Origin of the sequence: Terrimicrobium sacchariphilum, assembly GCF_001613545.1 — a bacterium.
Classification (GTDB): domain Bacteria; phylum Verrucomicrobiota; class Verrucomicrobiia; order Chthoniobacterales; family Terrimicrobiaceae; genus Terrimicrobium; species Terrimicrobium sacchariphilum.
The window spans coordinates 1123880-1138042 of sequence record NZ_BDCO01000002.1; the positions used below are offsets into that span (position 1 = coordinate 1123880).

Annotated in this window: 7 protein-coding genes; 3 read left to right on the plus strand and 4 right to left on the minus strand. The window is 61.7% G+C overall.

Annotated features, from left to right (window positions below):
• Positions 1 to 14: 14 nt before the first annotated feature.
• Positions 15 to 896, minus strand: a complete 882-nt coding sequence (locus TSACC_RS05585; protein WP_075078404.1) for a hypothetical protein — start codon at positions 894 to 896, stop codon at positions 15 to 17.
• Between the two features lie 359 nt (positions 897 to 1255).
• On the opposite strand from TSACC_RS05585, the gene TSACC_RS05590 reads away from it, so the two are divergent.
• The 3 genes from TSACC_RS05590 to TSACC_RS05600 are packed head-to-tail and all read left to right on the plus strand — an operon-like array spanning position 1256 to position 7974.
• Complete coding sequence (locus TSACC_RS05590) at positions 1256 to 2413, plus strand: exo-alpha-sialidase (RefSeq protein ID WP_075078405.1); 1158 nt, start codon at positions 1256 to 1258, stop codon at positions 2411 to 2413.
• A gap of 48 nt (positions 2414 to 2461) precedes the next feature.
• Complete coding sequence (locus tag TSACC_RS05595; protein ID WP_075078406.1) at positions 2462 to 6019, plus strand: DOMON domain-containing protein; 3558 nt, start codon at positions 2462 to 2464, stop codon at positions 6017 to 6019.
• A 38-nt stretch (positions 6020 to 6057) separates the two neighbouring features.
• Complete coding sequence (locus TSACC_RS05600; protein ID WP_075078407.1) at positions 6058 to 7974, plus strand: sialate O-acetylesterase; 1917 nt, start codon at positions 6058 to 6060, stop codon at positions 7972 to 7974.
• Between the two features lie 144 nt (positions 7975 to 8118).
• On the opposite strand, the gene TSACC_RS05605 is transcribed toward TSACC_RS05600, so the two are convergent.
• The 3 genes from TSACC_RS05605 to TSACC_RS05615 all read right to left on the minus strand — a co-directional run bounded on the left by TSACC_RS05605 (position 8119) and on the right by TSACC_RS05615 (position 14160).
• Positions 8119 to 10053: a PEP-CTERM sorting domain-containing protein gene (locus TSACC_RS05605; RefSeq protein WP_075078408.1), complete on the minus strand. Its 1935-nt coding sequence runs from the start codon at positions 10051 to 10053 to the stop codon at positions 8119 to 8121.
• Positions 10054 to 10393: 340 nt separating this feature from the next.
• Entirely contained in the window at positions 10394 to 13102 is a 2709-nt protein-coding gene (locus TSACC_RS05610; RefSeq protein ID WP_075078409.1) for a WD40/YVTN/BNR-like repeat-containing protein, read from the minus strand.
• A gap of 44 nt (positions 13103 to 13146) precedes the next feature.
• A complete protein-coding gene (locus TSACC_RS05615) occupies positions 13147 to 14160 on the minus strand; it encodes a zinc-dependent alcohol dehydrogenase (RefSeq protein ID WP_075078410.1) in 1014 nt (337 codons plus the stop codon).
• Between the last annotated feature and the right edge of the window lie 3 nt (positions 14161 to 14163).

Consider the following 14163-nt stretch of genomic DNA (forward strand, 5'->3'; position numbering starts at 1 on the left):
TTCACCGGAGCGCTTTATTTCGACCTCCCGTCGCCGATCTGCGGGCGGAGAAGCATCTCCGTGGAGGCTGGGCGGCCTTTGGCATAGGGAGAGAGCTGCTCGATCTCAATAAAGGGATTGATGCGATCTCCAAGGTACACCTGCGTGAGCAGTCCCCGGTCGGGAACGGATGATGAGAATCCCGACTCCTCTCCACGCTGCATCTGCAAGCTGTATTTCCCGATCCTGGCGAAGATTGTCTGCGGAAAGAATGCGACTTTCTCGTTCCGGTTGGCATGCCACAGGGTAACTGTATCGCCTTCGGTACGACTCAGCACGTGCGCCAGCGGGACATCGACCAGGATATTCGGTCGCCGATAGATCGGCACGAGGGCATAGCCCAGGGGCAGTTCCGGCGTCACAGCCCGACGCACGGTCACGGTCGCATTTCGAGGCAGTTGCACGATATGAATGCCGTAGAAACGCCCTCCCTGCCACGAAAGACGGCAGTGCAGCACGTCGCCACGCCAGTCATAGGTCCGGGTGAGAGCCGGGTACTGTCGATCGGTATGCGGATGAGTCAGCGTGAGCAGCGAGCCGGAGACCGTCACCTTCAGGGCGGTGCTGGATTCCCAATCGCGCGGCGGGGGCCAGGCAGGCTGCCAGGCCGATTGTGGGCCGAGCCAGCCGCGATGGCCGCCCCACGAGATGCCCTCGCGGGAGGATTCGTAAAGGAGGTTGCGCCGATCACCGAGTCGCGTGATGGACACCAAGCGGGAACGCTCTTCCGAGACGGTGGCGACCCACCCCTGCGAGGTCGATTGCCACGCCTTCTCCCCGCGCCAGAGGACCGGCGTCCATTCCGCCGCTGACAGGCTCGAGAGGAGGCACAGCGCAAGGGCCAGCAGAGCGAGCATACATTTCGCCGCACCGCCGACGCTCCGGCTTCTGCGAAAAGACGCGCGTTCCTTCGTCGGCGGACAACTCGGGATCAAGGGGGTATCCATTTTCTGTTCCTGCACTGATGAAGGAAACGAGCTTTTCCACAAACCAAATCATCGGGTGGAAGAAAAGACTATGCCAGATTGTGCAAACAAATCTCCGTGAATGATTCGCCCGGGAAACAAACCTCTCGATCTCTCCCGCGCGGAAAGCCGATATTTTCCACAGCCGAAAGCTCTCTGGAGCATCGGTCTTCCCCAACCACAGGAATGCGTGAGCGAATACCCGACCTCGCGCCGAAAATCTGCCTAATCCCTAACGCACCAGCCCCAGCATGCCATCCCTCATCACTAATCGCCACGGCTCAGCCCGTGTCACCCGCCTCGCTGGGCGCACCTCGATCGTCCACCGGGCCAGCTCCTGGGATGCCGCCTACAGTCACCACCCGCAGGTGGCTGCGATTGGCGGTCGCCTTTGGGCAACCTGGTCGCTGGGGCATCTCCATGAGGACGGGCCTGGGCAGACCATGGTCTATGCGACCTCCGATGATCTCGGCCACACCTGGACGGCCGCGCGGACCCTCGTGCCAGCCGCGCCGGGTGAGCATGGCCCGACCTGCATCACCTCAGGCGGGTTGCATGTCGGGGAGGACACCATTGCGGCGTATGCGTCCAGTTATGAGATCACTCCTGCGGCGATGGCGCTGTTCATGGAGTCCGGCCTCAACGGCTGGCACCGGCCGGGCCTCAAGACCGTGCACCGGGTCTACACGGGCGTGCATGTCTCGCGGGACGGCGGGGCGACCTGGAGCGAGACAGAGAGCAGGCTGCCCGGCTTCATCCCCAACCTGAGTCCCGTGCGTCTGGACTCGGGTCGATTGTTCATGACAGGGCATCTCCGGCATGCCTGGACCGACGATCCTGCCGGACTTTCCGGCTGGGAAATCGTGGGGCTGCCCGGCCTGCCGGATGGCTTCTTTGAACGGGCGGGCGGGTTTTGCCCGGTGACGGGTCAGCTTGCGGAACTCGGCATCTGCGAGGGCGCGGTCTATGAAATACCAGGTCAGCCTCTCCGGATGATGCTGCGCTCCAATCGCGCCCGTCTGGCCGTGGCCGAGAGCCGCGATGATGGCGCGACCTGGAGCGAGCCGCAACTCACGGACTTCACCGATTGCGGCAGCAAGATGCAGTTTGGCCGCCTGCCCGACGGGAGATATTTCGCCCTCAGCTGCCCGGACCCGAATGTCCCTACGTCCTGCCTGCGCCGCACGCCACTGGTGCTGGCGGTGAGCCGCGATGGCAATGTCTTTGACCGGCATTTTCTCCTGGGAGATGAGCCGGACGCCCCGCTTCGCTATCCCGGGGCATACAAACACGGTCGCTACGGTTACCCGTACAGCCTGGTCGTCAGTGATCACCTCGTGGTCATCAACTCGGTCGGCAAGGAAGACATCGAGTGCCACGTCTTCAGCCTTCGCGATCTCGAGGACTAATCCTCCCGATCAGCAGAACTTTTTCTCTCCACGGAAGAACACTCCCTCATGACAAAGCTCCCTCATTTTCTCGCCACCGCCGCCTGCGGTCTGATCCCGCTGGTCCTCCACGCCGCCGACCCTGCGGAGAGCATTCCCCGCTCAAAACCCGCCGAGGCGCTGCCCGATGCAGCTGATCTCGTCGCCTGGCCTCTCAGCCCGTACCCGGTAATCGCCAGTGATTCCGTCGCCAATGCTGCTGCGTGGCTCCTTGACGCCCCGGCCGGGAAGCATGGATTTGTCCATACACGACCCGACGGCCAGCTGGAGTTTCAGGATGGCACGCCCGTGCGGTTCTGGGGTACGACGACCGTCTTTGGCATGACTCTGCCCGACACGGCGGAGGATATTGGCAGGCTCGCCGACTCCATCGCCTCCGCCGGGTACAACATGGTGCGCTTTCACCACAACGACATCCCCCGCCGGGGACTCGGCTATCTCCAGGAAGATCCCAAGAGCAATTCGCTGCTCCAGCCCAATGAAATGGACAAGCTGGATCGCTTCGCCTCCGAACTCTACAAGCGCGGCGTCTACGTCTACCTCGACTTTGCGGATTTCCGCCCGTTCCTGCCCGAGGATGGCATGGACGACGGCGAGGCCATGAACCAACTCGAGAACCGGGGTTGGAAAGGAGTATTTCCTCATCCAAAGATCGTGGAGGCGTGGGAGCGTGCGGTGACGGAGTTCCTCAGCCATGTAAACCCCTACACCGGTCGGAAATGGGGCGAGGAGCCGGGAGTCGGTACGGTCGAGATCATCAATGAAAACGGACTCTTTTGGGACTGGAACTTCAAGGTGACCGACGGCGTGCGCGCCTGGCACCAGCAGGAATGGAACAACTGGCTGCTCGCCCGGTACAGGAATCGCGAGACGCTGGATGCGCAGTGGACGGATGCGGCGGGAACGAAGGGACTCTTTGCTGATGAAGATCCAGCGAAGGGAAATGTCTTCGCCCCCAAGTTGGGCCGATACCTCGAGTGGGATCGGCCATATCGCTCCAAGACCAAGGGAAGCTCGCGGGTGAACGACTGGTACGCCTTTCTCGCCGACCAGGCGACGGGCTTTTATCGCGAGGCGGCGAAACACATCCGCAGCCTCGGCTTTCAAGGCGTGATCGTGGGTTCCCACGAGTTGCAGGGGCCGATCAATCAATATGCCGAGGTGCAGGGCACGGGCACGATCGCCGCCCACCTCTACGCCCATGGCGGCCTGCTGGCCTGGGATGCCCGGCCGGGGGTGCGGGGCGTGGTGATGGATGGCGTCGACGCGAGTACCAGCAACTGGTTCTCCAACCTCCCGCGCATCAAGGTGCGCGGCGCGCCGGGCATCAATGGCGAGTGGACGGGGCGGAGCCTCACCATGAGCGCGGATTGCAACCTCGCCATCGCCGCGATCACCGCGCAGCAAAAGGTGACCCAGAGCCTGCACTTCAGCTTCGGGCATCGCTGGGTGGGCGAGCCGGTGCCGGATTACGATTTCTCCTACAAGTGGCAGGAATATAAAAAAGCCATCACCTTCAACTACTCCTCCATGCATGACGTGCCGTGGATGGCGGTCAACCGCATCTGTGCCGCACTCTTCATCCGGCGCGATTTCCAGAAGAACAAGGCCAAGGCGGATATTGCCTTTTCCTCCGCGGACCTCCGTGAGCAGAATCTCCATGCGCTGGGCCTGAGCGGAGGCGGCGGCACTATTGGCGACGCGGCGTTGTTTCTCCCGATCCTCCACGAGGTCGAGTGCGTGTTTTTTGACGACGTTTATGAGGGCGACGCCGATGTGGTCTTCATGACGGGCCGCACGGCGAGCGGAGATTACCGCAAGGCGAAGCACGCCGTGCTCGTGGGGGACAACCCCTATACCGATCCGCATCACAAGTCGCGCGATCTCGGGCTGCCCGCCCGCACCGTGCGTCCTGAGGCCCGGATCGTAAATCTCACGACGCCCACGACATTCACCGTCTCGTGGCCATGGCCGGAGAGCAGGCAGCTCACCTTTGACGCGCTGGAGGGCGCTGTCGAGGCGGCCTCCATTCCCGAGGGCGCGAAGCCCATCGGCCTGAGCGCGGACGGGAAATACACCCTCGGCTGGCTGGATGATCGCTACCTCGTTCTGCCCAACGGACGCGCCTTCCAGGAGAAGATCGCGGATGTCCAGTGGCTCTACCGTCTTTATCTCGCCGCCTGCCAGCGGTGGAAGATCGACACGGCGGATAATGCGCCCGGAAAGAGCTTCATCCAATCCGACACGCGAGAGCTGACGATCGATTGGGGGCACGGCACGACGATCGTCGACACGGAGCGCACCCAGGGATTTTCGGGCCTCATGGGCTGGCGGGAAAAGAACACGACCAAAAACCTCGAGGCCGCGATCGACCTCCCGTACGGCAATGTCCTCGCCACCAGCACGGACGGCCAGCCGCTCGGCGACTCGCGACGCATCCTGCTCGTGGCGGCGGCGCGAATGCAGAACACCGGCCAGGTGCTCGGTCTCGATGCCAAGGGATTCCCCAACTACACCAGCACAGGCAAGGCTCCGGCTTTGATCGAGGCGCTGCGCGGTCGCGTCAGTCTCGCCTCCAGCCTGGCACCGAAGCTCAAGGTCTACGCGCTCGATGTGGAAGGCCGCCGCCTCGGCGAGGTGCCCGCGACGGTGCAGGCTGGCAAGCTGACCTTTGATCTATCGCCAAAGTGGGGCACGCTCTGGTTTGAAATCGCCACCGCGGATATCAAAGGTCCCGCGGCGCCGGACAAAACCGTGTGGCCGCTGGCGGAAAAGCCCCGCGCTGCATCGCCGAAGCCCGAGATGATCGCGCTCGCAGATTACTACCGCCTGGTGAATCGCTCGCTGGATCGCGACAAACCGACCGATACCAAGGCGGCGCAGCCCATTGCCAGTACCATCGACGGCGCGGTCTTCCAGGCGTTGCCGCAGGGTGGCGCTCCTGCTTCCAGCCAGATCAGCATCCCATTCGTGCCGAAGGGCACAGTGACAGCGGACGGAAAACCCGATGAACCGCTGTGGAAGGCAGCGCTCAACATCGACATGAACGAGGACAAGATCCCCGAGTGGCATTTCTTTGGCACGCACATCGTGGAGGGCAGGCGACTCCATGACGAGGGCGGTCGATTCTGGTTTGTTGCGACCGATGAGGGTCTCGCCGTCACCGCCTACATCCGCAAGGGCGAGCCGGGCGTGGTGATGGAAAAGCCGGACTGGTTTCAAAATGACTGCCTGGAGATCCTGATCGATGCCGATGGCAAGGGCGGGAAGCCCGACAAGCAACTCTTCCTCGCTTATCGTACACCGAAAACCGACCAGGCGTCCGCCAGCGATCCCTCGATCCAGATTGGTCGGGCAGCGGATGAGAGGGGATACCTCCTCGAGGCGCTCATTCCGTGGCAGGCACTGGGCTTCACCGGGCGACCGACAGGTGAGTTTGGCCTGGAGATGCAAATCGACTTCGCCCGCCGCGGACTGGGCCGCGCCTTGCAAATGGTCTACGGCACCGGGACCAATGAGGCGTTCATTCAATCCGAGAACTATCTCAAGGCCCGCATCGCTCCCTGAGTTGCCACCTACCAACCCTCCTTAGCTAATACGACATCATGACGCTCCGACTCGCCTCCCTGTTTCAAAATCATGCCATCCTGCAACGCGACCAGCCGCTGCCCGTCTGGGGATGGGCCGAGCCGGGAGCCCTGCTGCGCATCAGCCTCGGCGGTCATGTGGCCGTGACGCAGGCTGGGGCGAGCGGTGACTTTCTCGTGCGCATGCCTGCACTCCCGGCGGGCGGCCCGCATACGTTGTCGGTGACGATTCCGGCCACGGAAGAAACCCTCGCAGTAAGCGACATCCTGATCGGCGAGGTGTGGCTCGCCTCCGGCCAGTCGAATATGGAAATGACGCTCGAGGCTTGTCTGCCGGTGTGCGAGACCGATCTGGCGACCGCCGATTTCCCGGAGATCCGATTTTTCAACGTGCCAAGGCGCGCGCATCTCGGTCCGGAGCGAACCGTGGAGGGAGAATGGCGGACGCTCAACCCGGCCGTCGCGCGGGAATGCTCGGCGGTTGGCTTCAGCTTTGCCCGCCGGCTGCATAGCGCCCTGGGCGTTCCTGTGGGCGTGATCTCGTCCTCCTGGGGCGGATCGAACATCAAGAGCTGGCTCAGCCGTTCCGCCCTGGCGCATAATCCCGCGACCGCACAGTGGCTCGCTGATTTTGAGAAAGTCGCGTGGACGGAAACTCGCTGGGAGGCCATGAGCAATCCCGATCCCGACGGACGCGTCTGCAATCTCCCCAAGGACCCAGGCAATACCGGCGTCGAGCGCGGCTGGCATCTGCCGGGCGAGGTGGATTCCGACTGGCAGAGCATCGACCTGCCTGCGACCTGGCAGTCGGCCGGGCATCCGAATACCGGCGTCTTCTGGTTCCGGCGCGTGATCGAGATCCCTGCATCCTGGCGCGGGCGCGAGCTCGTGCTCAGCCTCGGAGCAGCCGACAAGCAGGACATCACCTATGTGAACGGCATAGAGGTTGGCCGCATGGGGAAGGATCGCGAGGACGCATATTGGAATGTGCCGCGCGTCTACCCGGTGCCGGGCCACCTCGTGGAAAGTCCCACGCTGACCATTGCCGTGCGGGTCTATTCCTTTGTCTATGATGGCGGGCTGAGCGGCCCGGCGGCCTCGATGAAGATTCACCCCGCCGACAGCCCGGCAGACTGTCTGCCTCTGTCCGGCGAATGGCGATGCCATCGTGAGCACGACCTGGGACTGGTCCTGGAGACGCATTTGATGGGGCAGGGCGAGCGCAATACCCCGCATATCCTCTTTGATAACATGATCCAGCCCCTCATCCCCTACGCCCTTCGCGGCGCGATCTGGTACCAGGGGGAGTCCAATGCCTCCGAGCATCATACCTATGCGCGATTGCATCGGGATCTGATTCTCGACTGGCGCAGGCAATGGGGGCTTCCCGGGCTGGCCTTTCACTTTGTCCAACTCCCCGGCTTTAAGACTCCTCAGGACCATGAACCGGAGAGCACATGGGCGCGACTGCGCGAGGCCCAGGTGGCGGCGCTGTCGCTGCCGGGAGTGGGGATGGCCATCACGCTCGAGCTCGGCGACGCCGACGACATTCACCCAAAAAATAAAATGCCCGTCGGTGAGCGGTTGGCGCAGTCCGCGCTCTCCATCACGTACGGAACCGGTGCGACGGCCAGCGGGCCGATGGTGGACCATGTGGAGATCACGGGTTCCCGGATCCTCTGCAGTTTCCGAAATGCAGAGTCCGGACTCGTGACGACGGACAAGACATCGCCGCGCACCTTCTACGTGGCGGGAAGCGATCGCGTCTTTCATCTAGCCGAGGCCGTTATCGAAGGAAATACCGCATCCGTGAGCTGTCCTGCCGTGAGCGAGCCTGTGGCCGTACGGTACGCCTGGGCTGACAATCCGGCCGCCGCCAATCTCGCCAGCGGCGAGGGGCTGCCGGCGAGCCCCTTCCGCACCGATACCTGGTAGGAGGTTCGGAGGGCGGAGGGAATGAGGGCTCCCTCTCATCGCCTTCCCTGACAAAAAGACAGCTGCCAGATCTTTCAACCTGGCAGCTGCAATTTCCCCCAAAGACTCTTGCGCTCTCCGGGGAAGGCGCGACTGTTTCCTGCCTTAAGAATTGCGACGGCGGAAGACCAGCAAACCAAGCAGGCTGAAGCCCACGAGCGCCACGGTGCCGGGCTCCGGCACGGCGGTGAGGGTCAGCACGCCGGTCGAGTAGTCAAACGTTCCCGCAGCCTCGGCCTGGGAGAAGGTAATGCTGCTGAAGGTTCCGGTTTGCGTGCTGAATCCGGTGAACAACTGATACGAACCCACCTGGGTGGCTAGCGAAACGTCGATCACGAGCGCACCGCCGTAGGTCAGGGACAGCCCCGTGCCCGAGAGGGAGATCTGGTCAAATCCGGAACCCGCACCCAGCGTGCTGTTGACCAGCTCCATCGTCGTGGTGGAGGTCGAAGCGAGCGAAAGGTTGCCGCCAATGGTGACGATACCCGCACTGTTTCCCGGAGCGAGATTGCCGCTCACTGTCAGCGTCTTTCCGGACGCCAGGAGGACGCTGCCGTAACCGGAAAGCGTCTGGGACGCGCCGATCGTATATCCGCTCGTCTTCGACGTGACATCCAGCGTGCCCTGAGAGTCGCTGGTGCCGAGGTTGATGCCCGAGCTGTTGGAGATCGTGCCACTAGCCATCAGGATCAACGTACCGGCGGAGATGGTGGTGGCACCAGTGTAGGTATTGGCGCCGCCGAGCGTCTGCGATCCAGAGCCGGTCTTAGTGAAGCTCATGCCGGTCGCGCCATCGGCGATCACTCCCGTGTAGGAGTAGGATTTTCCGGTGCCGGTATTCAGCGTGATCGCGGTCAGACTGCCCGTATAACCCGAGTTGATTACTGTGGCCAGGGCGGTGCCGCCAGTGAGACCTCCGAATGTCGATGTCGTGATTCCGGAGAGGTTGATCTTTCCTGGACCAGTGGTGTCGATGGCGCTATTCTGCAAGGCCAGACTGTTTCCGAGAACCAACACGCCCGTGTTCACCTTGGTCGCGCCGGAGAAGGTATTGGCTCCATCAAGGCGCAACTGAGCGTTTCCAGCCTTGATCAGCCCATAGCCATTTCCCCCATCTCCGATGGCTCCTCCGACCGTAAGAGTCCGTGCGGAGTTTGTCGATGTCGTCGTGACTGTGCGAGTAGCGGACAGCGTCACATCGCCCGTGCCAAGGTTCAGGTCGCTTCCGCTGGCCCCGGCAGCTCCGAACGTGAAGTCGGCGTTCCAAGCCTGGGCATTGTTCGTGGTAAGCGTGCGAGCAGATCCATAGCCATTTGTAATGGTGCCTCCATTGATCGTGAAGGTGCCGGTTCCCAAAGCGGTAAGAGAGTTTCCGAATTCCAGAGTACCCGCGTTAAGAGTTACACCTCCAGAAAAGCCGCTAGTACCTCCGCCAAGATAAAGCTTCAACGTTCCACTTCCGTTCTTGACCAAAGAAACGGCATCGGCCGAACCGTTATTGATTCTGCCCGTCAAGGATATGACGCCCTGGGCGCTGGTGTTATCCACGGTAATCACCTTTGTCCCGGCATTTCCTCCCTGGAACGCGGAGCCAATCGTAAAAGCCTTGGTCGAGGCATTCGTGATAACCAGAGAGCTGGCATTGATTCCGATGGGAACGTTGGTGATAGTATCGCCATTGCTCGTGCTTGTCTGATTGATCTGGGCTGCACTTGCGCCATTGTTGAAATACAATGCCGTATTGCCTGACAGACTAAAGGAATTCGTCCCGTTGGTATCACCAATATTCAAAACGCCGATTATTTTGTTGGTTCCATCTACAGTAACTGTCTGATTTGCAGTGAGGTCGTAGGTGAAGGAGGCGACATCACCGATGGAAGATCCCGGGATCGTGTTGTTTAGCCAGTTTGAGGCGGTTGTCCAGTTGCCGGTGGCATCGACATTCCACGTGCCATTGGCTGCCTGACTGATTGGCGAGGAACTGACAAGCGCGGCCAGCGCGGCCAGCGGGAGCGCGGATCGTGACAAGATTCTTTTCATGGATGCTGGTGATTTTCGGGGTGAGGGAAACGGAGTTTCGAAAAGTGCGAGCGAGGATTTCATGCAGCGGGGTGGGGGTAGAGTTTCGCTTCGAATTTAATTAGCACCCGCCCAATTCCATCAAAAGGGAATAGCCTCCATATGCCCCAGATTTACACCGTTTTGTTTGAACAATACGCGACGCGTGCACCCGGCGACAGGGAGTCCATCTTCGAACCTGCATGGAAACAGGCTTCCGTAGCTTTGGGCTTGTTTGCACGGAGTGTGGAAAACGCAAAACGCCCGGACGTCATCATATGCGACGTCCGGGCGTGCTAATGGTTTTTGCTAGCCTATCTCGCTATTGCTTGGTCTTGAACATGCCAGCCCATCCGGCCCAAAGCTCATTGGTCTCCGGATTAAAGCGCAGCGTTTGAGGGCCGACATAAGGAATGTTTCCCGTGATGTCCGTCCAGGTGTCTCCTCCATCGGTGGTCTTGTGGATTGAGCCGAGCCGGAGGTTGCCCCAGTTGGTTCGCGAGACCCAGATGATGTTCGGGTTGGTCGGGTGAACCTCGATGCCCACCATGGCGCGCGGTTTCTCGGGGAAGTTGGTGATCCTCGTCCAGGTCTTGCCCTGGTCCTTGCTGCGCCAGAGTTGCTCGCCGGAGCAGTAGATGGTGCCGTCGGTGGCGACGACCACATTCCAGACAAAGACCTCATTGCGGAAGACCTGTTCCCAGGATTCCCCTCCGTCATTGCTGCGCCAGACGCCTCCCCCATTGCCGCACGCACCCCAGAAGACGCGGTTGGAATCGGTGGGGTCCACGGCCAAGCCGTTGTACATCCGGCGGCCAGTGGGCTGGGAGGTGAGCTGTTTCCAGGTGGCGCCGCCGTCGAGCGACTTGAAGATGCCGCCGCCCATCTTGCCGGGCTCGGGATCGCCGTCGATGCCCAGGTACACGACCTGCGGATCATTCGGGTCCACCGCGAGAGCACGGGGATAGCCGCGGCCCCACATGGTATTTGGCATGAGCACGTAGTTCGGAATGCCCTCGCGGATCACCGTGAAGGTATTGCCATCATCCTCACTGCGGATGATGCTCTGCGGCTTGGCCGTGCTCCAGGGCGAGCAGGTGGAGATGACGCGTGTGCCGCCATTGACGTCATTGACGGCGAGACGCCAGTTATGCCCGCTGAGGTCGTCCGTGTGCTTGAGTGGCCAGAGCTGTTTCCAGGTCTTGCCGTTGTCGGAGCTGACGAGACTTCCCTCATCCATGGCCGAGGCATACACCTTGCCTTTGTGGAAACGGATGTCGGTGATGCAGGAGATATCCGCGCCACGGCAGCGCTCTGTCCAGACGGTTCCGCCATCGGTGCTCAGGCTGGGACGCCAGTTGGCGCTGAGGAAGATCTCGGAGGGATTCAGCGGATTGATGGCGATGTTGGTCGGGGCGCTCAGGCGCGCCGATTTGCCGTCCGCGGAAAGCATGTCCATGGTGGGATTACCGCTGGCCTCATCCAGGTCGATCTTGTTGGAGTATTTCCCCGCGGCGCCGCCCTCGAGGGCCTTTCCACTGGCCTGCCAGGTATTGCCTCCGTCCTCGGAGGAAAGGAAGACGCCCGTCCAGCTGGTCTTGCCGATGGCGCAGACGTTGAGCGGATTCGCCGGGTTCACTGCAATATCAAGCACGTCGAACTTGTCGGGGAAGCTGTCGGAGATTTTCTTCCACGTCGCGCCTCCATCGGTCGACTTCATCACGCCATCGGCAAAGAAGGAGCCGTAAATGATGTCGGGATTTTTCGGATCAAAGGCGGCTGACGATGCCTTGGTGGGAGTCTGAAGTTCCTTCCAGGTCTTGCCTGCATCCTTGCTCATGACCAGCCCGAGGGCGGCAGTGGCTACAACGACCCGCGAGGGATCGCTCGGGGCCACGGCGACGGAGTAAAACGTGGAGGCCGGTGCATCTCCGAGATGAATGTTTCCGGCAGTCTGGAAGGCCTTGACTGCGTCGGGATCTGAGAAATCCGCGAGCGGAACGAGACGCGGTTCACTGCCGCCGCCAGCCGGAGCAAAGGCGAGGTAAAACCGCTTTAGCCGCGCTACCGCCGGAGTGGTCGGGATCGGGCCGGAGCACGTAAGGTCAAATCGCGCGATGGATGCAAAGTCGGGATTCACCGGCTGCGAGGCGGCCTCGGGGTGGGCCTTCAAATACTGCGGATCGTAGACAAAATCCGACGCCTTGAGGACCACGTCGCTCCAGTTGGTATTCTGATAGAGCGTGTTGAGGTTCTTGCTGCGGTAGGCGATGCCGTCCTTGGTCTTCATGATGAAGAACGAGTCCTTCGGCAGAGTGCCGTCGCCTTTGAAGGTGAATCCGATGCCCTGGCTGTTGGCTCCAGATTCTCCCGCGGGGAGTTTTGGCATTAACGTAAGGGCGCCGAAAAAGGCGTTATTCACCTTCCCATACTGCACGCGCAGCACGCCGGGTTCCTCCTCCGGGGTCTTTTCCTCGTAGGCGACCGCCCAGGTCTGCCCGCCATCGGTGCTTTTATAGACTTTTCCCAGCGGGCTGGTCGCGTAGACGTTGCTGCCATTCGACGGGTCGACCGCTACGGAATGGATGCTCTTGTTCTTTTCGCCGGTGATCCGGAGATCGCTCTTGTCGGTGCGCGGGAGCGTCACCCAGGTCTCGCCCGCATCGGTGCTCTTGCAAAGCCCGCCTTCCGTCGCAGCGTAGACGGTGTCGGGATTACGCTGATCGACCGCGAGGGAGAAGACGCCGTACGAGGCGAGCCCGTTGTTGATAAGCTTCCAGTTCAGCCCATGATCCTCGGTCTTGTAAGCTCCGCCGACATCACCGCCCATGTAAATGGTGCCGTCCTTGGCCGGGTGGTAGGCTGCGCAATAGAAGAAGCCGCCTCCGCCCCAGCCGGAATGCTCCCAGGTTGTGGAGGCGCCTGCGGCGTCGGCGGTCTGGGCCCGGCTGTCGACCAGGCCTGCCAGCGGCAGCAGCGCGACGAGCGGGAGGAGTTTGCGGACGAATCGAGAGGGAACGGATTTTCTCATGATGCGAAATATATGGTGAGGTGAAAGGGACGGGGTGAGGAAGATCAGACTTTGGACCAGTCGAAGACGACGCCGGTGTAGAGGTCCTTCTGGTTGGCGAGACCCTCGTAGATCGAGTGGCAGTCGGCCGGGCTGACGAGGTGGGTGAGGAGCGGGGCGGTATTGAGCTTGCCCTGGGACATCATCCGCAGGAGTTGCCGCACGTTGTTCTCGATGGAGTGCTTGCAGAAGCCTGCCGGATCAGCCAATAGCGGATAACGCCACTCCAGGGCACCCTTGACCGTGGTCTCGGCATTGCAGAGATGGAGACCGCTCAGGAACGGCGTGACATCCGCGACATGCGGAGCGCGCGGGCTGCCGAGCAGAACGATTTCGCCAAAGCGGGCGGCCAGCTGCGGGGCGCTTTCCATCGCCACGGACGAAAGCCCGGTGGCCTCGATGACAGCGGCACACATCCTGCCTTCCGTGATGGCGGCTACCTGCGCCTTCATTTCCGGACCAGGAGCGATTGCATGCGGGACGCCACAGGCCTGCGCCTGCTCGCGGCGACGGGCCGACGGGTCAATGCCGATGACCTCGCATCCCGCCAGGCCAAAGAGCTGAGCCGAGAGATTGCCGACGAGGCCGAGACCGATGACCGCTACAAAGTCTCCCAGCTCCGCGTCCGAAGTCCTCGATGCCGCCATGGAAACAGCGGCCATGCGGGCAAACGTGGCCTTCACGGGGTCCAGGCCTTCCGGCACGGGAACGACGACAAACTCGCCGAGGATGTGCTTGGCGTGGCGGCCAAAGGAGAGGACGCGCTGGCCGACTGAGAGATTCTTCACCTCATCCCCGAAAGCCACAACCCGGCCGACCGAACCATAGCCGGGAGAGAATGGCAGCGGCGCCCAGCTTTCCAGGCCGGCCCGGCAGGCCAGCTCGGTGCCTGCGCTCACGATGCTGTATTCGTTTTCAATCAACACGTCAGCCGGACGGCTGATCTCAGGCATGGGAAACTCCTCGAGCTCGGCGAGGCCGGGTGAGGGGAAGATAACGCGAACGGACTGGGTTTTCATTGG